16 protein-coding genes are annotated in these 22,828 nt (G+C 69.0%); 6 read left to right on the forward strand and 10 right to left on the reverse strand.

Annotated elements, in window-relative coordinates:
• The first annotated feature begins 3 nt into the window (after positions 1 to 3).
• Complete coding sequence (hrpA, locus tag J2X34_RS26660; protein WP_429520182.1) at positions 4 to 3,981, forward strand: ATP-dependent RNA helicase HrpA; 3,978 nt, start codon at positions 4 to 6, stop codon at positions 3,979 to 3,981.
• A 30-nt stretch (positions 3,982 to 4,011) separates the two neighbouring features.
• Here the strand turns inward: hrpA and nrdR are convergent, their stop codons facing one another.
• Together nrdR and J2X34_RS26670 are read right to left on the reverse strand one after the other, a co-directional pair.
• Positions 4,012 to 4,503, reverse strand: a complete 492-nt coding sequence (gene nrdR, locus J2X34_RS26665) for a transcriptional regulator NrdR (RefSeq protein WP_114720036.1) — start codon at positions 4,501 to 4,503, stop codon at positions 4,012 to 4,014.
• Positions 4,504 to 4,755: 252 nt separating this feature from the next.
• The gene (locus J2X34_RS26670) at positions 4,756 to 5,169 is read right to left on the reverse strand and encodes a hypothetical protein (RefSeq protein WP_114719871.1); all 414 of its coding nucleotides are present in this window, start codon (positions 5,167 to 5,169) and stop codon (positions 4,756 to 4,758) included.
• Between the two features lie 299 nt (positions 5,170 to 5,468).
• Here J2X34_RS26670 and lexA point away from each other — a divergent pair, with 299 nt between their 5' ends.
• Positions 5,469 to 6,227, forward strand: coding sequence for a transcriptional repressor LexA (gene lexA, locus J2X34_RS26675; RefSeq protein ID WP_429520183.1), 759 nt, complete (start codon positions 5,469 to 5,471; stop codon positions 6,225 to 6,227).
• A gap of 72 nt (positions 6,228 to 6,299) precedes the next feature.
• On the opposite strand, the gene J2X34_RS26680 is transcribed toward lexA, so the two are convergent.
• The 3 genes from J2X34_RS26680 to J2X34_RS26690 all read right to left on the reverse strand — a co-directional run bounded on the left by J2X34_RS26680 (position 6,300) and on the right by J2X34_RS26690 (position 10,570).
• Positions 6,300 to 7,445 carry an acyl-CoA dehydrogenase family protein gene (locus J2X34_RS26680; protein WP_174909754.1) on the reverse strand — a complete coding sequence of 382 codons (1,146 nt, stop codon included), beginning with the start codon at positions 7,443 to 7,445 and terminating at the stop codon, positions 6,300 to 6,302.
• Positions 7,446 to 7,612: 167 nt separating this feature from the next.
• A complete protein-coding gene (locus J2X34_RS26685; protein WP_114719865.1) occupies positions 7,613 to 8,869 on the reverse strand; it encodes a uracil-xanthine permease family protein in 1,257 nt (418 codons plus the stop codon).
• A 270-nt stretch (positions 8,870 to 9,139) separates the two neighbouring features.
• Complete coding sequence (locus tag J2X34_RS26690; RefSeq protein WP_429520184.1) at positions 9,140 to 10,570, reverse strand: hypothetical protein; 1,431 nt, start codon at positions 10,568 to 10,570, stop codon at positions 9,140 to 9,142.
• 248 nt (positions 10,571 to 10,818) lie between these two features.
• On the opposite strand from J2X34_RS26690, the gene betT reads away from it, so the two are divergent.
• Genes betT through J2X34_RS26705 form a run of 3 tightly spaced genes read left to right on the forward strand, consistent with a single transcriptional unit; the run spans position 10,819 to position 15,963 of the window.
• Entirely contained in the window at positions 10,819 to 12,897 is a 2,079-nt protein-coding gene (gene betT, locus J2X34_RS26695) for a choline BCCT transporter BetT (RefSeq protein WP_429520185.1), read from the forward strand.
• 7 nt (positions 12,898 to 12,904) lie between these two features.
• Positions 12,905 to 14,410, forward strand: coding sequence for an aldehyde dehydrogenase family protein (locus tag J2X34_RS26700; RefSeq protein ID WP_429520186.1), 1,506 nt, complete (start codon positions 12,905 to 12,907; stop codon positions 14,408 to 14,410).
• 2 nt (positions 14,411 to 14,412) lie between these two features.
• The gene (locus J2X34_RS26705) at positions 14,413 to 15,963 is read left to right on the forward strand and encodes a GMC family oxidoreductase (protein ID WP_429520187.1); all 1,551 of its coding nucleotides are present in this window, start codon (positions 14,413 to 14,415) and stop codon (positions 15,961 to 15,963) included.
• Positions 15,964 to 15,975: 12 nt separating this feature from the next.
• Here the strand turns inward: J2X34_RS26705 and J2X34_RS26710 are convergent, their stop codons facing one another.
• From J2X34_RS26710 to J2X34_RS26730, 5 genes are all read right to left on the reverse strand, one after another.
• Positions 15,976 to 17,034 (reverse strand): hypothetical protein, encoded by a 1,059-nt coding sequence (locus J2X34_RS26710; protein ID WP_114720032.1) that lies wholly within the window; start codon positions 17,032 to 17,034, stop codon positions 15,976 to 15,978.
• A 58-nt stretch (positions 17,035 to 17,092) separates the two neighbouring features.
• Positions 17,093 to 18,565 (reverse strand): GTPase HflX, encoded by a 1,473-nt coding sequence (gene hflX / locus J2X34_RS26715; RefSeq protein ID WP_174909752.1) that lies wholly within the window; start codon positions 18,563 to 18,565, stop codon positions 17,093 to 17,095.
• Between the two features lie 80 nt (positions 18,566 to 18,645).
• The gene (dapF, locus tag J2X34_RS26720; protein ID WP_114719855.1) at positions 18,646 to 19,515 is read right to left on the reverse strand and encodes a diaminopimelate epimerase; all 870 of its coding nucleotides are present in this window, start codon (positions 19,513 to 19,515) and stop codon (positions 18,646 to 18,648) included.
• 5 nt (positions 19,516 to 19,520) lie between these two features.
• Positions 19,521 to 20,453: a tRNA (adenosine(37)-N6)-dimethylallyltransferase MiaA gene (miaA, locus tag J2X34_RS26725; protein ID WP_174909748.1), complete on the reverse strand. Its 933-nt coding sequence runs from the start codon at positions 20,451 to 20,453 to the stop codon at positions 19,521 to 19,523.
• Complete coding sequence (locus tag J2X34_RS26730; RefSeq protein ID WP_114719851.1) at positions 20,441 to 21,181, reverse strand: hypothetical protein; 741 nt, start codon at positions 21,179 to 21,181, stop codon at positions 20,441 to 20,443. The genes miaA and J2X34_RS26730 overlap by 13 nt, the downstream gene beginning before the upstream one ends.
• A gap of 168 nt (positions 21,182 to 21,349) precedes the next feature.
• Between J2X34_RS26730 and J2X34_RS26735 the strand changes: the two genes are divergently transcribed.
• The gene (locus tag J2X34_RS26735; RefSeq protein WP_114719849.1) at positions 21,350 to 22,705 is read left to right on the forward strand and encodes a DUF349 domain-containing protein; all 1,356 of its coding nucleotides are present in this window, start codon (positions 21,350 to 21,352) and stop codon (positions 22,703 to 22,705) included.
• Positions 22,706 to 22,828: the final 123 nt, after the last annotated feature.

Raw genomic sequence — 22,828 nt, forward strand, 5'->3', positions numbered from 1 at the left:
AGCATGTCGACAACACCATCAGCAGCCGAGACCGGGTTCGATCGCCGCGAGGCGAGGAAGCGGCTCGGTGCCCTCACCCTCCGCGACGAGCACCGGCTTCGCCGACGCCTCGACCGCGCCAAGTCCCCGTCCGCGCTCGCCGCACTCGCCGACGAGATCTCCGCCGCCGAGCTGCGCGTCGAGGGCCGCCGGGCGCAGGTCCCGCCGATCACATACCCGGAAGCGCTGCCGGTCACGCAGCGCCGCGAGGACATCGCCGCCGCGATCGCATCGCACCAGGTGGTGATCGTCGCCGGCGAGACGGGTTCCGGCAAGACCACCCAGATCCCGAAGATCTGCATGGAACTGGGTCGCGGCATCCGCGGCATGATCGGGCACACCCAGCCTCGCCGCCTGGCCGCCCGCACGGTCGCCGAGCGGATCGCCGAGGAGGTGGGACGCGAACTGGGCGACACCGTGGGCTACACCGTCCGCTTCACCGACCAGGTGTCCGACTCGACGCTGGTCAAACTGATGACCGACGGCATCCTGCTCGCCGAGATCCAGCGCGACCGGATGCTGCGCCGGTACGACACGCTGATCATCGACGAGGCCCACGAGCGCAGCCTCAACATCGACTTCATCCTGGGCTACCTCAAGCAGCTGCTCCCCCGGCGCCCCGACCTCAAGGTGATCATCACCTCGGCCACCATCGACCCGGAGCGGTTCGCCGAACACTTCGCGGTGGACGGCGTGCCGGCACCCATCGTCGAGGTGTCGGGCCGGACGTTCCCGGTGGAGATGCGCTACCGCCCGCTCACCGTCGAGGTGGGCGAGCAGACCTTCGACCGCGACCCCGTCGACGCGGTGTGCGAGGCCGTCGAGGAACTCGCCGCCGAGGGTGACGGCGACATCCTGGTCTTCCTGTCCGGCGAGCGCGAGATCCGCGACACCGCCGAAGCCCTGCGGGACCGCAAGTACCGCAACACCGAGATCCTGCCGCTGTACGCCCGGCTGTCGGCCGCGGAACAGCACCGGGTGTTCTCCCCGCACACCGGGCGGCGCGTGGTCCTGTCCACCAACGTCGCCGAGACGTCGCTGACGGTGCCCGGCATCCGTTACGTCATCGACCCGGGCACGGCCCGCATCTCGCGCTATTCGGTCCGCACCAAGGTGCAGCGCCTGCCGATCGAACCGATCTCGCAGGCGTCGGCCCGCCAGCGCGCCGGACGATGCGGTCGCGTCGCGGACGGAATCTGCATCCGCCTCTACGCGGAGGACGACTTCGAGTCGCGGCCCGCGTTCACCGAGCCGGAGATCCTGCGCACCAACCTGGCGTCGGTGGTCCTGCAGATGACCGCCCTCGGGCTCGGCGAGATCGAGGCGTTCCCGTTCGTCGAGGCACCGGATCCGCGGGCGATCCGTGACGGCGTCGCGCTGCTCGAGGAACTCGGCGCCATCGCCGGACCCGGTCAGCGCCGCGTCGACGCCGACACCGAGACCGACACCGAGACAGCCCGGGACAAGCCCGTCGGCCCGCAGCTCACCGCGACCGGCCGCGAACTGGCCCAGTTACCGGTCGATCCGCGGATGGCGCGCATGCTGGTCGAGGCGCACCGCAACGGCTGCCTGCGCGAGATGCTGGTGATCGTGTCCGCGCTGTCCATCCAGGACGTCCGCGAGCGCCCCGCCGAGTTCCAGCAGGCCGCCGACGAGAAGCACGCCCGCTTCGCCGTCGAGAACTCCGACTTCCTCGCCTACCTCAAGCTGTGGGAGTACCTGCGCGAACAGCGGAAAGAGCTCAGCTCCAACCAGTTCCGGAAGATGTGCCGCAACGAGTTCCTGCACTGGCTGCGGATCCGCGAGTGGCAGGACCTGCACGGCCAGCTCCGTCAGATCACCCGCGGACTCGGCTGGGAGCCGGGCGATTCCGGCGGCCCGGACGCCGCGACGGCGTCCGAGACGTCGATCCACCAGTCGCTGCTCGCGGGCCTGCTCTCGCACATCGGGCTGCGCGAGGGCGACAAGCGCGACTTCCTCGGCGCCCGCGGCAGCCGGTTCGCGATCTTCCCCGGCTCCGGCCTGTTCAAGAAGCCGCCGCGCTGGGTGATGGCGTCCGAACTGGTCGAGACGTCGCGACTGTGGGCGCGGATGGCCGCCCGCATCGAACCCGAGTGGGCCGAGAAGCTGGCCCCGCACCTCGTCAAGCGCACGTACTCGGAGCCGCACTGGTCCACCAAACGGGCGTGTGCGATGGCGTACGAGCGGGTCACCCTCTACGGCGTCCCGCTCGTCACCGGACGACCCGTCACCTACAGCACGATCGACCCCGAGGCATCGCGGGAGTTGTTCATCCGGCACGCACTGGTGCAGGGCGAGTGGCAGACACAGCACAAGTTCTTCCACGCCAACCGCGCGCTGCTCGACGACGTCGAGGAACTCGAACACCGGGCCCGACGACGCGACATCCTCGTCGACGACGAGACGCTGTTCGAGTTCTACGACCAGCGGGTCGGTCCGGAGGCGGTGTCCGCCAAGCACTTCGACACGTGGTGGAAGCAGGCGCGACGCTCGGATCCGAATCTGCTGAACTTCACCACCGCCACGGTGGTCAACGCCGACTCCGCCGCAGTACTCGAGGGCGACTATCCCGACGCGTGGCGTCAGGGCGACATCCAGTTCCCCTTGACGTACCAGTTCGAGCCCGGCACCGAGGACGACGGCGTCACCGCGCGGATACCGGTGGCGCTGCTCGCGGGCCTGCGCCCGGTGGGATTCGACTGGCTGGTGCCCGGCATGCGCACCGAGCTGGTCACCGCACTGATCAAGACGCTGCCGAAACAACTCCGCCGCCAGGTGGTGCCGGCCCCGGACTTCGCCGCGGCCGCGCTCGCCGCCGTCAAACCGCGATCCGAGTCCCTGATCCACGCGATGGCGCGCGAGCTGTCGCGGCTCGGTTCGTGCCGGATCGACCCGACGGACTTCGACGTAGCGTCGCTGCCGCCGCACCTGCGGATGACGTTCGCGGCGGTGGACGAGAAGGCCAAGGTCCTCGGCAAGGACAAGAGCCTGGCCGCGCTGCGCCGGTCCCTGGCACCGCGGGTCGAGGTGGAGGTCGCCAAGGCCACCTCGACCACAGAACGGGCCCCGGCACCGGTCTGGACCGCGCAGACCCTGGGCACGCTGCCGTCGTCGGTGACCCGGACCCTGGGCGGCCAGAAGGTGACCGGCTACCCGGCGCTGGTGCCGGAGGACTCCGGCGTCGCGGTGCGGGTGCTCACCACGCCGGCCGCGCAGCGCGCCGCCATGCGGGCCGGCACCCGCCGGCTGCTCTTGAACGCTGTTCCGACGCAGGCCAAGTCGGTGACCAACGGGATGAGCAACGCCGACCGTCTCGCGCTCGGCCAGAACCCGGACGGCAGCTTCGACGCGCTCCTCGAGGACTGTCGCGCGTGCGCGGTCGACGAGCTGATCGCCGAGAACGGCGGCCCCGTGCTCGATCCCGCCGCGTTCGAGACGTTGACCGGGAAGGTCCGCGCGCAGCTCGCCACCCGTGTCGCACGGCTGCTTCACCTGCTGCTTCCTGCGCTCGCAGAGGCACATCGTCTGTCGGTGATCCTCGAACGATCGGTCGGCGAGGCCGCGGACGACGTGCGCGAGCAGCGAGAGTCGTTGCTGTTCCCCGGGTTCGTGACCGAACTCGGCTCCCGGCGACTCAAGGACCTGCCGCGGTACCTGGCGGCGGCGTCGCTGCGGCTCGAGTCGCTGCCCGGCAGCGCGCAACGCGACCAGGCGGGGATGGATGTCCTCGATCGCGTGTACTCCGCCTACGACCGGATGCTCTCGGCCCTGCCGGAGGAGCGCCGAGGAGACGACGACGTCAACGAGATCCTGTGGAAGATCGAGGAGTTGCGGGTGAGCCTGTTCGCACAGTCACTGGGCACCGCGATTCCCGTGTCGGAGAAGCGGGTACTCAAGTCGATCGACGGGATCCGGCGGTAGCGCGCTCACCCGGCGGCCTGCCGGCCGGAGTCACTCGGTTACGGACTCCGCGTCGGCGAGCTCGGCGGTGCGGCTTTCGCGGTGGGCGCGCAGGTCCTTGATCTCGCGCTCGAAGTCCTCCGCGGAACTGAAGGAGCGGTACACAGACGCGAAACGCAGGTAAGCCACCTCGTCGAGGTCACGCAGCGGACCGAGGATGGCCAATCCAACCTCGTGGCTGGGGATCTCGGGCGACCCTGACGCGCGGACTGCGTCTTCGACCTGCTGGGCCAGCAGGTTCAACGCGTCGTTGTCGACCTGGCGGCCCTGGCACGCGCGGCGTACACCCTGGACCACCTTCTCCCGACTGAACGGCTCGGTGACGCCACTTCGCTTGACTACGGCCAACACGGCCGTCTCGACGGTGGTGAATCGGCGGCCACACTCCGGGCACGAGCGTCGACGACGGATCGCCGCGCCCTCGTCGGCCTCTCGGGAATCGACCACGCGCGAATCGGGATGCCGGCAGAACGGGCAGTGCATGGTGATTCCTTCGTAGCCATCGTGGCCGCTGCGCCGCTTCTCGACCGATGCCGGTTCCAGCAGGACCGACTCACGCAGGGGAGACACGATATCGACGCGACCACGCGATGTGGTGTGACTGACAGGATTCGAGGATACCCGCCCCACCCATACCGACAGCGACTCCCGGGTACCCAGGCGGATCAGCGCCGAATCCGATCGTGCCGGCAGCACCATGATCGAACGCCTCCTCCATTCGCGACCGGAGCCCGGTCACCTCACGAACGACTCTGTTCCCTGCACCTGCACCGTGTCGGTCGCCCCCGACTCCCCGGCGGCCAAGTTCGCGAGCGCATCCAGCCCCACGACGATGCCGACGGTGACGACGACGGTCGCGACGATCGCCGACAGACCTGCGAATCGTGGCCGCGGGCGGCGCTGATCGTGTGACGGGTGGGAGGTGACCGAGACCCGAGATCCGCGCGAGCCGTACCGCGGCACGGCGTCGTAGTGCATGAGACCGGCAACCGGACGCCGCGAGTCCACGGGCCGGATGCGCGCCGGGCGGTACTCCCGCACGGTGCCACGGTCGATGATCACGCCGGACGAATCCGCCCGCATGTAGACGTCCCGGCGGCCCGTCGGCGTCCGACCGACCGATCCATTCCCCGAAAGTGCGATACCCATCCGAACCTCCCAGCCAGTCGTCGAGCCGTTTCACTAGTCGGACAGAGCGCGAACCGGACGTGTGGCGCTTCCTCCGGACACGTCGCGAGCAATCCGAGCAAACCGTGTTCGATCATGCGTTCGATAGAACACATATTCGATTTCTACCACGCGGCTGCGACAAAGTCAGTAGTTTCGACGACACAGGTCGAACAGATGTTTGAAGTAGTGGGGTGATCGGGATAGATTCGTGGCAGAACACACAGACACTCACCGACTCAGCCCGCGAGCCGCTGGAGCCGCGAAGGAGGCCACGCGCCATGAAGGACGACAGCTCGAGTTCCTCCGGCAAGTCCGGACGCACGTCGCCCGACGACGCCCAGGCCGACGCCGGGCTGGGCACGGGACTCGACGCCGGCCAGCTCACCGACCGTCAGCGCAACGTCCTCGAGGTCATCCGGACGTCGGTCGCCGAGCGCGGTTACCCGCCGAGCATCCGCGAGATCGGCGACGCGGTCGGCCTCACGTCCACGTCGTCCGTCGCGCACCAGCTGCGCACACTCGAGCGCAAGGGCTTCCTGCGGCGCGACCCGAACCGGCCCCGTGCGGTCGATGTCCGGGGACTGGACACGCTCGACGGCCTGGACGACACGCGGTCGACGCCGAGTGCATCCGCGGCCATGAAGTCCACCGACGAACTGCCGGCCCCGACGTTCGTGCCGGTGCTCGGACGCATCGCGGCCGGCGGCCCGATCCTCGCCGAGGAAGCCGTCGAGGACGTCTTCCCGCTACCCCGCGAACTGGTCGGGCAGGGATCGCTCTTCCTACTCAAGGTGGTCGGCGAGTCCATGATCGACGCTGCGATCTGCGACGGCGACTGGGTGGTCGTGCGGCAGCAGAACGTCGCGGAGAACGGCGACATCGTCGCCGCGATGATCGACGGTGAGGCGACCGTCAAGACCTTCAAGCACACCGGCAAGGATGTGTGGCTCATGCCGCACAACCCCCTGTTCGACCCCATTCCCGGCAACGACGCCGCGATCCTCGGCAAGGTCGTCACCGTGATGCGCAAGCTCTGACCCGTTACGACGACAGGGGCCGCGGCACTGGGTGCCGCGGCCCCTGTCGTCGTGAGGAGCGAGAAGTGCGGGTCAGCCGAGGTTCAGTCCGCGACCGATGATCTCCTTCATGATCTCGGTGGTGCCGCCGTAGATCGTCTGGACCCGAGAGTCCATGTACGCCTTGGCGATCGGATACTCGCGCATGTAGCCGTAGCCGCCGTGCAGCTGCAGGCACCGGTCGATCAGCTTGACCTGCGCCTCCGTGGTCCACCACTTCGCCATTGCGGCTTCCTGGACGGTGAGTGTGCCCGCGTTGAGCTGCTCGATGAACTTGTCCACCAGGATCCGCACGGCCGTCGTCTCGGTGGCGAGTTCGGCGAGCACGAACCGCGTGTTCTGGAAGCTCCCGATCGACTTGCCGAACGCCTTGCGGTCACGGCAGTACTGGATCGTCATGTCGAGGCAGGATTCCATCGCGGCGGCCGCCACGACCGCGATCGACAGGCGCTCCTGCGGCAGGTTCTGCATCAGGTAGATGAAGCCCATGCCCTCCTCGCCGAGGAGGTTCTCGGCCGGCACCCGGACGTCGGTGAAGCTCAGTTCCGCGGTGTCCTGGGCCTTGAGACCGATCTTGTCGAGGTTGCGTCCCCGCTCGAAGCCCTCCATGCCGCGTTCGACGACGAGCAAAGAGAAGCCCTGCGCACCCTTGTCGGGATCGGTGCACGCGACGACGATCACGACGTCGGCGTTGATGCCGTTCGTGATGAAGGTCTTGGCGCCGTTGAGGATCCAGTGATCGCCGTCCTTGACGGCGCGGGTTTTGATGTTCTGCAGGTCGGACCCGGTGCCGGGCTCGGTCATCGCGATCGCGGTGATGAGTTCGCCGGAGCAGAACCCGGGCAGCCAGCGCTGCTTCTGTTCCTCGTTGGCGAGCTTGATCAGGTACGGCGCGACGACGTCGTTGTGGAGCATGAAGCCGACACCGCTGTAACCGCCGCGGGTGGTCTCCTCGGTGACGATCGCGTTGTACCGGAAGTCCTCGACTCCCCCGCCGCCGCACTCCTCGGGCACCGCCATACCGAGGAAGCCCTGCTTGCCGGCCTCGATCCACACCGATCGGTCGACGATGTTCTGCTCCTCCCACTGATCGTGGAAGGGCGCGACGTGCTGATCGAGGAACTTGCGGTAGGACTCCCGGAACAGTTCGTGCTCCGGTTCGAACAGGGTGCGTTCCACTGCGTCTCCTCATGTCGAGATGTACGGCGATCTGCCGGCGGCCGCGGGCACGCAGCAGCAGACCTACTTCCTCGACATGACCGTAAAGCGAAGATCAACGTCGATCCATGACCGAGACGAGCACGATTCGTGACCGCGTGGCGCAGATCACGAATCGTGCGCGACCTCTATGCGCGGCGCATCGAGTTCAGCCGGCGCATCAGCGGGTAGGCGACCAGGATGCCGACCGAGCCCCACGCGATGCCACCGAGTTCGACGGAACCGATCGACAGGGTGAGGTTGCCGATCCCGGCGACGAGGGCGGTCGCCACGACGGTGAGGTTGACGGGATCGGTGAAGTCCACCTTGGCGTCCATCCAGATCCGGACACCGAGCACGCCGATGAGGCCGTACAGCACCATCGTGGCGCCGCCGATCACGCCGTCGGGCACGGTGAACACGAGCGCGCCGAACTTGGGCGAGAAGGACAGGACGATCGCGGTCGCCGCCGCGACCCAGTACGCCGCGGTCGAGTACACCCGGGTCGCGGCCATGACCCCGATGTTCTCGGCGTACGTCGTGGTTCCGGATCCGCCGCCGGCGCCGGCGAGGGTGGTTGCCAGACCGTCCGCGAACAGGGCGTTCCCGGCCAGGTCGTCGAGCGAGCGGCCCGTCATCGCGGCGACCGCCTTCACGTGGCCGACGTTCTCGGCGATCAGGACGATCACGACCGGCAGAGCGAGCAGGATGACGGACAGATCGAACGACGGACCGCGCAGGTGCGGCACACCGAACCACGCGGCCTCACGCAGCGCGTCCACGCGGTCGTCCGCGAGCCCGCCCGTGATCGCGGCGAACACCCAGCCGATCACGACGCCGATGAGGATGCCCAGGCGACCGATGATGCCCGGCCCGATCACCGTGGCGAGGAGGATGCCGAGGAGCGTCACCGCGGCGATCAACGGCTGCGCCTGGAACGACCCGGCCGCGGTGGGCGCCAGGTTGAGGCCGATCAGCGCGACCACGGCGCCGGTCACCACCGGCGGCATGACCGCGTCGATCACGCGGGCGCCGATCAACTTCACCGCCAGGCCGACGAGCATCAGCACGACACCGGCGGCGAGGACGCCGCCGAGCTGCGCGGCGGGCCCGTCACCGGCGGCCGCGGTCAGCGGCGCGATGAACGCGAACGACGAACCGAGGTAACTCGGGATCCGCCCGCGCGTGATGATGAGGAACAGCGCGGTGCCGATGCCGGAGAACAGCAGCGTCGTCGTGACCGGGAAGCCGGTGATCGTCGGCACCAGCAGGGTGGCGCCGAACATCGCGATCACATGCTGCATCCCGATGCCGATGGTGCGCGGCCACGACAGCCGCTCGTGCGGTGCGACCACCGCGCCGTCGCTGATCCGTCGGCCGTCGCCGTGCAGCGCCCATCCGAACATCCCGGTGCCGGCTTCCCGTTCGGGCGCGCGTTGCGCGTGGTCCTCTGTACTCGTCACAGTTGGCCAATAGTAGAGCTACCGCCTGCGCCGATACACCACCGCACCTGGACTCGCCACCCGAATCACATCCGTACCGAGTGCCCGGTCCGAGCGAAAAGGGGCTACAGCGGTTCCGGCCTCTTCCCCACCGTCGATCGACAAGTCGACCGCCGAAAGGGTTGGCGGCCACCCACCGGACGGTGGGCGGCCGCCAACCCTCGAACAGATCCGCTAACTCGCAGGAACCATCGGGTAGACCCGATCCACCCCGTTGCCCGCGACCCGGACGGTGAGCGGCGATGCCCCGTCCCACGCGTGTGCGGCTACCGATGCGGACGAATTGACCGGGATGCTCACCGGACCACCGGTGGTCACGTTCCGATCGCGAACGGCGTCCCGATGTCGGACATCGAGAGTCAACGATCCGGGGACCCCGATGCCGTCCAGGGCATACACGTAGTCACCGTCGGTTTCGCGCTCCACCGACAGGGTGGTGCCGGCAGCAATCGCAACCTGATCGACGTTCACCGAGGTGGTGGCACCCGGCAGTAGCTCGATGCCGTCGAACTCGTCGATCCAGCCGTCACCGTAGAGCGAGATGTCGATGTCTGCGGCCCGGCCGACGGGAACCTTGCCCATCGTGATCTCGAATGCAACGCCGGCGGGAACACGGAACAGCTCGGACTGTTGGTTGTTGATGACCGGGAGGTTCTCGATCCCCTCGACGGCGCCACCGCCGGGCGCGGTGACCTCCAGCTCCCATTCGATGATCGTGCCGTCACGATTCTCGGCATTGTCCTTGACCAGAACGAGGACCGAATCGTCTCCCGACTCGCGGCAGGTCGGGCATTCGTGCACCTCGGTCGTCTGCGGCAACCGGACCAGGTGCATCGGGTTGTCCGGGGATCCGACGAACAGGTAGCTATTGTCGGCCGGGTTCAGAGCAGTCGTGTAATACCAAGTGTCGGCGGCCGCGTCGGCCACGACCATCTTCTCGACGCCAGGGTAGTTGTTGTCGTACACGACTATCCCGGTCTTACCCTTGCCCAGGTCGCGCAACGCGATCGGTGTTATCGCGTGGCCGCCGATGTCCCCGGCGATCGTGAGAATGTAGCTGTCACCCCGAGCCCAGGCTGCCTCGAGTTTGTCGAGAGTGTCGGCGACCGAGGACGGAGAATTCGCAGCGCTGGTCGGAGGGGAGATCTGGGTACTGGCGTACCGAGAGATCAATCCGTCGAGTTGATCCGACGCCGGATCGTCGTAGACATCCGGCCCCGTCGCAAGATGTTCCGCCTTGTCGAGTTGGTCGGTGGCGAAAAGCCCGGCCAGCGCCGCAAAGCCGAAGCAGTGCCCGCCGCTCCACGTGTCATTCAAGTCCGCCTGGAGTGCCTGGCCTGTCGCGGTGAGAACGCACCCGCCGTCGACGATTCGCGCACAGATTCGGTCGCCGTAACGGGACTGCATCACGGAGGGAGTGAGCCCCCGGCGATGCTCCTGCGACGACTCGCCCCAGTTCTCGAACGAGAACCCGTCGCGTCCGATCTCGAATCCACTGGTCGCAATCAGTGTGCCCAACGTGGGGTCGACCGCGACGTACGACTCCGAGTCGCCGGACGAACCCAGCGAACCACTCGACCCGAGAAGATCCGATACCGGCGCCACACCTCCGGGACGCCAGTTCGGCCGGAATGGCTCGGAAGCAACGTTTCTCGGGACAGCGGCGCGGTGGACCGACCCCGGCCCGTTTTCGACCGGACGGCCCGGCCGTGATGTCCACTCCCCAGCGAGACGAGCAGGTCGGCGGTAGCTTCAGACCAGCAGTCGGACGGGCGTTCACATATCGCCCGAGAGTTCGAATCACGCTGCCGGGCACGTCGCGATCCGGACGCAGAACCGGACCGAGGAGACACATGAGTACTACGGATCGAGAACCGCCGGAGGCCTCTCTCACCGAAGGCCTCCCCGTGAACGGCGCCGTCGTCGAGACACCGAAGTCGGGGATCAACAAGCCGGTCTTCTACCTCTCGTCGGCCATCATCGTCGCCATCACGGCGTGGGCGATGATCGCACCGGACAACGCGGACACCGTGATCGGCAGCGTCGTCGACTGGATCGCGGGCGCCTTCGGGTGGTGGTACTTCCTGGTCGCCACCCTGATCATCGTGTTCGTGCTGTTCCTGGCGCTGTCGCGCTACGGCAAGATCAAGCTCGGCCCCGACCACTCGCTCCCGCGGTACAACGTCTTCACGTGGGGCGCGATGCTGTTCGCCGCGGGTATCGGCATCGACCTGATGTTCTTCTCCGTGTCCGAACCGGTGACGCAGTACCTCGCGCCGCCGGTCGGCGGGGGCCAGAACACCGAGGCCGCCCGTCAGGCCGTGGTGTGGACGCTGTTCCACTACGGCATCACCGGCTGGGCCATGTACGCCCTGATGGGCGCCTCCCTCGCGTACTTCGCGTACCGACGGGGGCTGCCGCTGTCGATCCGGTCGGCGTTGTACCCGGTGATCGGGAAGCGCGTGAAGGGTGCCTTCGGCGACGGCGTCGAGGTCGCGGCCGTGATCGGCACGATCTTCGGCATCGCAACCTCCCTCGGGATCGGCGTCGTCCAGCTCAACTACGGGCTGCACTTCATGTTCGACCTACCGCAGAACACCGCCATGCAGACCGCGCTGATCGCGCTCGCGGTCCTGATGGCGACGGTGTCCGTCGTCTCGGGCGTCGACCGCGGGATCCGACGCCTGTCGGAGCTGAACGCACTACTCGCCCTCGCCTTGATGCTCTTCGTCCTCTTCGCCGGCAAGACGCGGTTCCTGCTCGACGCGATCGTCATGAACGTCGGCGACTACGTCAGCCGCCTCCCCGGAATGTCGCTCGACACCTTCGCGTTCGACGCACCGCAGGAGTGGCTCAACTCGTGGACCCTGTTCTTCTGGGCGTGGTGGATCGCGTGGGCACCGTTCGTCGGCCTGTTCCTCGCCCGGATCTCGCGCGGGCGCACCATCCGTCAGTTCATCGGCGCGGTCCTGACCATCCCGTTCGCGTTCATCGCGCTGTGGATCGCGATCTTCGGCAATGCCGCGCTGTCGGTGGTGATCGACGGCGACAGCGAATTCGGTGAGACGGCCATGTCCGCCCCCGAGAGCGCCTTCTACTCGCTGCTCGACCAGTACCCCGGCGCCCTGTTCAGCGCGGGCATCGCGACGTTCACCGGGCTGCTGTTCTACGTCACGTCGGCCGACTCGGGCGCGCTGGTGTTGACCAATCTCACGTCCCACCTGAACGATCCGGAGGAGGACGGCCCCAAGTGGGGCCGGATCTTCTGGGCCGTCGCGACCGGTCTGCTCACCCTCGCGATGCTCATCGTCGGCGGCGTCACGACGCTGCAGAACGCGACGATCATCATGGGCCTGCCGTTCTCGTTCGTGATGCTGCTGATCATGGCGGGCCTGCACCGGGCCCTTCGGACCGAGGGGTCCCGTGAGGACAGCCTGCGCGCGGTCCTGCACTCGTCGTTGTCCGAACGGGTCGGCCCCGAGCGCGGCGTGCAGCGCACGTGGCGTCAGCGCCTCACCCGCACCCTGTCCTACCCCGACGAAAAGGACCTGCGGGCGTACGTGGACCGCACCGCGCGGCCGGCGTTGCAGGCCGTCGTCGACGAACTCGCCAGCCGCGACATCACCGCCGACCTCACCGCCAACCGTGAGGACAAGACCGGGGTGCCGCACCTGGACCTCACCGTCGAGATGGGCGACGATCCGCCGTTCCGGTACCAGCTGTGGCCCGAGAAGACAGACATGCCGTCGTTCGCGATGAACTCGGCGAGCGGGGACGCCGTCTACTACCGCCTCGAGGTGTACCTCACCGAGGGCAGCCAGCAGTACGACGTCATGGGCTACACCCGCGAGCAGCTCATCGGCGACGTCCTGGACCAGTACGAGCGCCACATCGAGTTCCTCCGACTCCGACACACACCGACATTGGAGTGATGCAGCTATGACCGACACCGCAGCCAGCCTGTTCATCGGCGGGCGTTGGGTCGCCGCTGAGTCCGGCGACACCCGCGACATCCACTGCCCCGCCGACAGCACCCCCGTCGCCACCGTCTCCGAGGCCGGGACCGTCGACGTCGAGAGGGCGATCGCGGCAGCACGCGAGGCCTTCGACACCGGTCCGTGGCCGCGGACCGTCGCGGGAGAGCGGGGCCTGGTGCTCCGCAAGGTCGCGGACCGACTGCGCGAACGCAAAGAGGAGTTCGCCCGCGCCGAGTCATTCGACACCGGGAAGCGGATCGTCGAGAGCCGGATCGACATGGATGACGTCGCGGCCTGCTTCGAGTACTTCGGCTCCATCGCCGCCACCGACGCCGGACGCCTCGTCGACGCCGGGGACGCCAACGTGCTCAGCCGCATCCAGTACGAGCCCGTCGGGGTGTGCGGGCTGATCTCGCCGTGGAACTATCCGCTGCTGCAGGCGGCGTGGAAGGTCGCACCGTGTCTGGCGGCCGGAAACACGTTCGTGCTCAAGCCCAGTGAGCTCACCCCCTCCACCGCGATCCTGCTGATGGATCTGCTCACCGAGTGCGGAGTGCCCTCCGGTGCCGCGAACCTCGTGCTCGGCGCGGGCGCCGTGGCCGGGGCCCCGCTGTCCGAGCATCCGGACGTGGACATGGTCTCGTTCACCGGCGGACTGGTCACGGGACGTAGGATCGCGGCGACCGCGGCGGCGACGGTGAAGAAGGTGGCGCTCGAACTGGGCGGCAAGAATGCCAACGTCGTGTTCGCCGACGCCCTGTTCGACGCCGCCGTCGACAACGCCCTCAACGCCGCGTTCGTGCACTCGGGCCAGGTGTGCTCGGCCGGGGCAAGGCTGATCGTCGAGGAGTCCATCCACGACGAGTTCGTCGACGCCCTGGTGGCTCGCGCCCGGCAGATCCGCCTCGGCGGCCCGTTCGACGACGACGCCGAGACCGGCCCACTGATCTCGGCCGCCCACCGCGACAAGGTCAGCGCATACGTCCGCAAGGGTGTCGAGGAGGGCGCCGTGCTGCGCTGCGGCGGCGAGTGGGGCTCCGGTGATTTGGAGAGCGGCTACTACTACCTGCCGACCGTGCTCGACGGCGTCCGGCAGGGCATGTCCGTCGTCGTCGACGAAGGCTTCGGTCCCGTCGTGACCGTGGAGACGTTCACCGACGAGGAGGACGCGGTGCGGATCGCCAACGACACGCGCTACGGCCTGGCCGGTGCGGTGTGGACGCAGGACGCCGGCCGGGCGCAGCGGGTCGCGAACCGGATGCGCGCGGGCACGGTGTGGATCAACGACTTCCACCCCTACCTCCCGCAGGCGGAGTGGGGTGGCTTCGGTGAGTCCGGCTTCGGCCGCGAACTCGGACCCACGGGCCTCGACGAGTACCGCGAGGCCAAGCACGTCTATCAGAACATCGCTCCCGGGGTGAGCGGGTGGTTCACGGACCGGAGCTCGGAGCGATCGGAGAAGGAGTGAGCATGACGCCCCAGCAGGAGCACGAGTACGACTACGTTGTCGTCGGTGGCGGGTCGGCGGGCGCCGCGGTCGCGGCGCGGCTGAGCGAGGACCCCTCGGTGACGGTCGCGCTGATCGAGGCGGGGCCCAGCGACGTCGGGCTCGACGAGATCCTGATCCTCGAGGACTGGATGGCGCTGCTCGAATCCGGTTACGACTGGGACTATCTCATCGAGCCCCAGGAACACGGCAACTCGTTCATGCGGCACGCCCGGGCGCGGGTGCTCGGTGGGTGCTCGTCGCACAATTCGTGCATCGCGTTCTGGCCGCCGCGCGAGGATCTCGACGAGTGGGCCGGCAACCTCGGCTGCACCGGCTGGGAGGCCGAGGCGATCTTCCCACTCGTCAAGCGCCTGGAGAACAACTCGCGACCCGGCGACCACCACGGCCACGACGGCCCGGTGGTGCTGCGCGACATCCCACCGAACGACCCGTGCGGTGTCGCGATCCTCGACGCGTGCGAGCAGGCCGGTATCCCCCGCGCAACGTTCAACGAGGGCGAGACGATCGTCAACGGCGCCAACTTCTTCCAGATCAATGGGCGCGAGGACGGCGTGCGTTCGTCGTCATCGGTGTCGTACCTGCACCCGATCCTCGACCGGGAGAACCTGACGGTCCTCACCGATCACTGGGCGAAGAAGTTGCCGATCGAGGACGGCCGGTGCGTCGGCGTGGACGTGCTGTTGAAGGACGGCATCCATTCGCGGCGAATCACGGCGCGCCGCGAGGTGATCCTGTCGGCGGGCGCGATCGACTCCCCCAAGCTGCTGATGCTCTCGGGTGTCGGCCCCGCCGAGCACCTACGGGAGATGGGCATCGAGGTGCTCGTCGACTCCCCCGGTGTGGGCAGCAACCTGCAGGACCATCCCGAAGGCGTGATCCAGTGGGAGGCAAAGCAGCCCATGGTGACCCGATCGACCCAGTGGTGGGAGATCGGCATCTTCTCCCCTACCCAGGAGAACCTGGACCGCCCCGATTTGATGTTCCACTACGGCAGCGTCCCGTTCGACATGCACACCGTGCGGCAGGGCTATCCGACGTCGGAGAACGCCTTCTGCCTCACACCCAACGTCACCCACGCCCGATCCCGGGGCACGGTCAGATTGCGCAGCATCGACTTCCGGGACAAGCCGAAGGTGGATCCGCGGTACTTCACCGACCCCTACGACATGAACATCACGATCCAGGGCATCCGCCTGGCCCGGGAGATCGTCGCCCAGCCGGCGATGGCCGAATGGGCGGGCCGGGAGTTGTTCCCCGGCACCGATGTCCAGACCGACGAACAGATCGCCGACTACATCCGGCGCACCCACAACACCGTCTACCACCCGGTGGGTACGGTCCGGATGGGGCCCGACGCGGACTCTCCGCTCGACCCTCAGTTGCGGGTCAAGGGCGTGCAGGGCCTGCGGGTGGCGGACGCCTCGGTGATGCCGAAGATCGTCGCGGTGAACCCGAACATCACCACGATGCTCATCGGCGAACGCTGCGCCGACCTGATCAGGAATTCCTGACCGGCGGGGCCGCTACGAGCGGGACCGGCGCCGCACCAGAGCGAACGTCGCAAGTCCCGCGACCAGCGCGCCGACGCCGAGGACCGCCGTGGACCACCGGGGAGCCGAGGGCTTCTCGGTGGTCTCACCGGAGGCCTGGGCCGGGTCCTGGCCGTGCCCCTCCGACGCCGACAGTGACACCGAGCCACCGGACCAGCTGCTGCTGCGCGCCAGTTCCGTTGCGCCCCTCAGGATCTGAACCGGGGGCAGCGGGCCACCGGCCGACTCGGAACCCGCGAGCAGGTCGCCGTCCGGCGTGAACGCGATCGCCTCGCCCTGCGGCTGGTTCGGCAACGCCACCCGCACCGGTGTGGTGGCGGTGAGCGCCCGCACCAGATCGCCGTCGGGTGCCGAGTACAGGTAGACGTCGGTGTAGGTGCGCAGCGCGGCGACGGTGCCGTCGGCGCTCACCGCGCCGCCGGTGACGAGGGTGGACCCGCCGACCGGCACCGGACCGCCGGGCGTGCTGGTGGGGCCGAGACGTACGTCGCCGACTCGCTCGAGCGGTGTGGGCCCGGGCGACGCCAGGTCGCCGAGCGCGGCCGCACCGGCGGGGCGGTAGATGCCGTTGGTGACGAGGACTTCCTTGGTGACGATCAGCGGAACGCCGTCGCGCTGGATCAGCAGCGCCTCGGCGTCGTGCGGGCCGTCCGGGTACGTCAGCCGGTGCAGCTGCCCCGCGCCGGTGGCCGGGTCGAGGTCGATGAGCGCGACGGTGGAGCGGATGCGCTCGTTGTCGCCGGCGTCCGACAGCCACAGCCGGCCGTCCGGCCCGACACCCATGTCCTCGATGTCGTACGGGTCCACCGGCACCGACAGCGTGCCGGTCACCGCACAGTCGCCGTCCATCACCACGACGGCGTCGTCGGTGCCGCTGTCGCCGATCCCGTAGGTCTTCCCGCCCGCCACCGCCAGCCCCGACAGCTCCGCGAGGGCCGGATCCCCCGGCGTGCAGACCTGCTCGAACTGTGCGCCGGTCACCAACACTCCGGAACCGGAACTCTGCGCGGCCGCGGGCGCGGCCAGCAGCATCGACGGGACCAGGACGAGTGCCGCTCCGGCGAGTGACAGCCGGGCCGCGCCGCGAGGACTACCCACGCCCCGCGAACTCGACGAGGGCCGAGGCGAGCGACTCGGGCACGCGCACGCGCATCCGGGTGCCGCCCTCCTCGTGTGAGGTGTCGAGGATCTGGCCGTCCGAGTGAATCCGGGCGACGAGGTCGCCGCGTGAATAGGGCACGAGCACGTCGACCTCGATCTCCGGTCGCCGAACGATCTCGCCCAGTCGCGTCCGAAGCTCATCGATGCCCTCCCCGGTCCTGGCGGACACGAACACCGCACCGGGCAGCAGCCCGCGCAGCTGGGTGAGAACCACCGGGTCCGCAGCGTCGATCTTGTTTACCACGATCAACTCGGGCGGCGCGGTCGTATCGTTCTCGCGGATGACCTCGGTGATCACCTCACGGACGGCCTTGATCTGATCGGTCGGCAGCGGATCGGATCCGTCGACGACGTGCAGCAGCAGATCGGCGTCGGTGACCTCCTCGAGGGTCGACCGGAACGCCTCGACCAACTGCGTCGGAAGGTGCCGCACGAAACCGACGGTGTCGGTGAGCACGTATTCGCGACCGTCCTCGAACGACGCCTGGCGCGTGGTCGGATCCAGTGTCGCGAACAGCGCGTTCTGTACCAGCACACCGGACCCGGTGAGGGCGTTGAGCAGGCTGGACTTGCCGGCGTTGGTGTAGCCGACGATCGCGACGGACGGGATCTCACTGCGCAGGCGGTGGCTGCGCTTGGTGTCTCGCGACGACTTCATCGCCTTGATCTCGCGCCGCAGCTTCGCCATCCGCTCACGGATACGACGACGATCGGTCTCGATCTTGGTCTCACCGGGACCACGCAGACCGACGCCGCCGTTGCTGCCCGCACGGCCACCGGCCTGCCGGGACATCGACTCACCCCAGCCGCGCAGCCGGGGCAGCATGTACTCCATCTGAGCAAGCGCGACCTGTGCCTTACCCTCGCGGGAGGTCGCGTGCTGCGCGAAGATATCGAGGATCAGCGCGGTCCGGTCGATGACCTTGACCTTGACGACCTTCTCCAGCGCCGTCAGCTGCGCGGGCGTGAGCTCGCCGTCACAGATGACGGTGTCGGCGCCGGTCGCGAGGACCACCTGCCGCAGCTCGTCGGCCTTGCCCGACCCGATGTACGTCGCGGCGTCGGGCTTGTCCCGGCGCTGGACCAGGCCCTCGAGAACCTCGGAGCCGGCAGTTTCGGCGAGGGCGGCGAGCTCGGCCATGCTCGCGTCGGCCTGCGCGGCGGTGCCCGACGTCCAGACACCGACGAGAACCACGCGCTCGAGGCGCAGCTGCCGGTACTCGACCTCGGTGACGTCGGTGAGCTCGGTCGACAAACCCTGCACTCGGCGCAGCGCGGCGCGCTCGTCGAGCTGCATGTCGCCGACGGACGGCGCCGCGGAATCGTCGAAGTACTCAGCCTCGCCGGAGGTTGCGTGGTCGTCCGCGGTGGACGGGACGTGGGTGCGATGTGTTTTCGTCATACACGTTCATGGTCCCACGAAGCGAGACCGGCGTGCACGCGCATTTCCGTCCGCCGCCCGGCACCCGGGCGAGCCCGGCATCAACCCAGTTCGGTCCACCAGCGGTCGTCGACCGTGCCGGACGCGACCAGCACCGACGGCCCCCGTAGCGCCGCCCGACCACCGTCGATCGACACCTCCACACGGCCGCCGGGCACCCGCACCTCGACCTTGCCGTCGGTGTCGCCGGATGCCCGCAGCGCCGCGGCGGCGGCCGCGACGGTGCCCGTGCCGCACGACCGGGTCTCGCCCACGCCGCGCTCGTGCACGCGCATCTCCACTGCACCGTCGGCGAGCGGGGTGAGAATCTCGATGTTGACGCCCTGCGGGAAGAATCCGGGATCGAATCCGGGCGCCGCCGTCAGATCCAGCGCCGCGAGTGCCGCGGACGTGAGAGTGGGGTCGACGCACGCGAGGTGGGGGTTACCGACGTCGATGCCGATGCCGTCGAGCAGGCGCCCGCCGACCGTTGCGGTCGACGACCCGAGCTCGCGCACCTGTCCCATGCCGACGGTCACGTCGCCGTACACGTGGTCGGCCGCGTGCACCCGGACGGGGCGGGCGCCGGCGCGGCTGCCCACGACGAACTCGTCGTGCAGCTCGAGGCCGGTCGCGCGCAGGTAGTGCGCGAAGACCCGGACACCGTTGCCACACATCTCGGCGATCGAGCCGTCACCGTTGCGGTAGTCCATGAACCAGTCGTCGGGACCGACGCCCTGGGGCAGTTCGGCCAGCACGCCCACCGCCGCGAGCGCTCCGGCACGGGCCACCCGCAGCAGGCCGTCGGCTCCGAGCCCGCGACGGCGGTCGCACAGCGCGGCGATCCGGTGTGCGGGCAACGCGAGATCGGCGTCCGGATCCGGCAGGATCACGAAGTCGTTCTCGGTGCCGTGGCCCTTGCTGAATTCCATGGGACTCACTCTAGCGACCGGTCCGCATGCTCCAGCGCGGCCTCGACGAGGTTCGGATCGGCCCCGTCCACCCAGTGCACTCGCGGATCCCGCCGGAACCACGACCGCTGCCGGCGGACGTACCGACGGGTACCGATGAACGTGCGCTCCACCGCCTCGGCGAGGTCGTACTCGCCGTCCAGCATGGCCAGCACCTGCGCGTACCCGATGGCCCGCTGCGCGGTCACACCCTCACGGAGCCCCACCTCGACCAGCGCCCGCACCTCGTCGACCAGGCCCCGATCGAACATCAGCTCGGTGCGCAACCGGATCCGCGCGTCGAGCGCCTCGGTCTCGCGGTCCACACCGACGATGACGGTCCCCCAACGCGGTTCACCGATCTTCGGCGCGGACGCGGCGAACGGCTTGCCGGTGAGCTGCACGACCTCGAGCGCCCGCACGATCCGCCGCCCGTCCGTCGGCAGGATCGACGCCGCCGCCTCCGGATCCACCCGCGCGAGCTCCGCGTGCACCGCGGCCACGCCGCGTTCGGCGAGCACGGACTCCCAGTGCGCCCGGATCTGCGGATCGGTCGCCGGGAACGCCCACTCGTCGAGCAGCGACTGCACGTACATCATCGAACCGCCCACGATGATCGGCACTGCGCCCCGCGCGCGGATGTCCTCGATGTCGCGGCGCGCCGACTCCTGGTACCGCGCCACCGTCGCGGTCTCGGTGACGTCCAGCACATCGAGCTGGTGGTGGACGATTCCACGCCGCTCCGGCACGCTCAGCTTCGCGGTGCCCACATCCATCCCGCGGTAGAGCTGCATCGCGTCGATGTTGACGATCTCGCCGCCCAGCCGTTCCGCGAGATCCAGGCCCAGATCCGACTTCCCGGTGGCAGTGGGACCCACGACGGCGATCGGAGTACGACCCTGATCGGTCACGGCAGCCACATCCCGACGTGGTAGCCGACCCCGAAAGGCGCCCCTGAATACAGCGACTCCGCCTTGCGCGGACCGCCGTCCGGGCCGCCGAACGCGGCCGAAAGTGTCTGCCACGCAGCACGGCCGGACAGCCCGATCTCGCCGCACAACCGGGCGTCGAGACCTCCGAGCGCCCCACAGTCACCGCTCGCGAGGGCCCGACCGAGCACCGCCTCGACATCTGCAGACCGCTCGTCGAGCGACCCGGGAGCCTTGTCCGTCAGCGTGTTCGCGCCGTCCGCCACGATCAGAAGTCCCTGCGGGGACGGCGACGCGTCGAGTTCGTGGCGCAACTGCTCGCCCAGGCGCACGCACTCGGCGATCGGCGTGTCGGGCGCGAGGATTCGCACCCGGACCGTGGCCGACGGTGCGGCGCGCCCGCGCAACCACCCGGCGACGAGAGCCGCGAGCGGCATCGCCGGGTCGACCTCGCCGCGGTCGGATTCGCCGGGCGCCAGGCACACTCGCACGTCGACCCCGAATCCCGCGAAGGTGCCGCACGATTCGGGGGAGATCTCGGCGGCGGGCGCACCGGGATCGGCGACACCGATCACGGTCCACTGCCCGCACGCCTCTCCCAGCCTGCCGGACACATCCAGCACGGCTCGGCGCAACCGGTCGGTTTCCGGCGCTGCGGCCCCGGCCAATTGGGGCACCAGCAGCGGGGGCGAGGGCACGAAAGCAGCGGCGGTCAACACACTGCGCCACGGTAGTCGACCCGAGGTGACGCCCTCGGAGGGTCATACCTGTTTCAATAGTCTTGAACAGTCGCTGCAGGCTCCCACCATTTCCGATCGACCGACGGACCCAGGTGGGAGGCGACAGTGCGATCAGGCAGCCGTGACGCGCGGCAGAGACGAGGAGCTATGACCGAGAGCAACGCACCCAAGCCGGGTACCCCCAAGCCGGGTGTCCCCAAGCCCGGCGCCGCCAAGCCGGGTGCCGTGACATCGAGCTCGCCCAAGCCCGGTCCGGCTCCGACCCACGCCATGCCCGCCGTGGCCACCAGCGATCCCAGCCTGTTCGGCCGGGTCGACGACGACGGCACCGCATGGGTCAAGACGGCCGACGGCGAACGACAGATCGGCTCGTGGCAGGCAGGGGACGCCGCCGAGGGCCTCGCGCACTTCGGACGACGGTACGACGACCTGGCGACCGAGGTGACGCTCCTCGAGACGCGCCTGGCCTCCGGTGCCGGCGATGCCAAGAAGACCCGGGCCGCAGCCGCGGCGCTCGCCGAGTCACTCCCCACCGCGGCGGTCATCGGCGACATCGACACACTGAGCGTTCGTTTGACGGCGATCATCGCGGGCTCCGCGCAGGCCGAGGAGCAGGAGAAGCAAGACAAGGAGCAATCGCGGCAGGAGCAGACCTCCCGCAAGGAGGCGCTCGCGGCCGAGGCCGAGCAGATCGGCAACGAATCCACCCAGTGGAAGGTCGCGGGTGACCGGCTGCGCGAGATCCTCGACGAGTGGAAGACCATCCGGGGACTCGATCGCAAGACCGACGACGCCCTGTGGAAGCGGTACTCGAAGGCCCGCGAGGCCTTCAACCGCCGGCGAGGCACACACTTCGCCGAACTCGATCGGGAGCGCGCCGGCGCGAAGTCCCGCAAGGAGGAGCTCGTCACCCAGGCCGAGGCGTTGGCGACCTCCACCGACTGGGGTCCGACGGCAGGCGAGTTCCGGGACCTGCTCGCCGAGTGGAAGGCCGCCGGACGGGCGCCCCGCGAAGCGGACGACGCCCTGTGGCGCCGTTTCAAGGAGGCGCAGGACGTCTTCTTCGCCGCCCGCAACGCCGCGGCGTCCGAACGCGACGCGGAGTTCGCGCAGAACGCCGTCGCCAAGGAAGAGCTGCTGAAGTCCGCGAGCGCCATCGATCCCGACAAGGATCTCGAGGCGGCTCGCGCGGCGCTGCGCGACCTGCAGGAGAAGTGGGACGCGATCGGCAAGGTTCCGCGCGAGCGGATGCACGATCTCGAAGGCAAGCTCCGCGCCATCGAGAAGCGCGTGCGCGAGGCCGCCGACTCGGAGTGGCGCCGCACCGATCCCGAGGCACTGGCGCGGGCCGCCCAGTTCCGTGAGCGCGTCGCCCAGTTCGAGGAGCAGGCCGCCAAGGCCACCGCGGCAGGCAAGACCAAGGACGCGGAGAAGGCCCTCGCCCAGGCCAAGCAGTGGCGTGAGTGGGCCGAAGCCGCCGAGGGCGCCGTCAACGAGCTCTGATCGGTAACGAGTGAGGGGTGGGGGGGGGGGGGGGGGGGCCCCCCCCCCCCCGGGGGGGGGGGGGGGGGGGGGCCCGGGGGAAGGGAAGCCCGAACTCCCCCCCCCCGGCCACGCCCCCCCCGG

The organism is Rhodococcus sp. BE178 (genome assembly GCF_050433545.1).
GTDB lineage: Bacteria > Actinomycetota > Actinomycetes > Mycobacteriales > Mycobacteriaceae > Prescottella.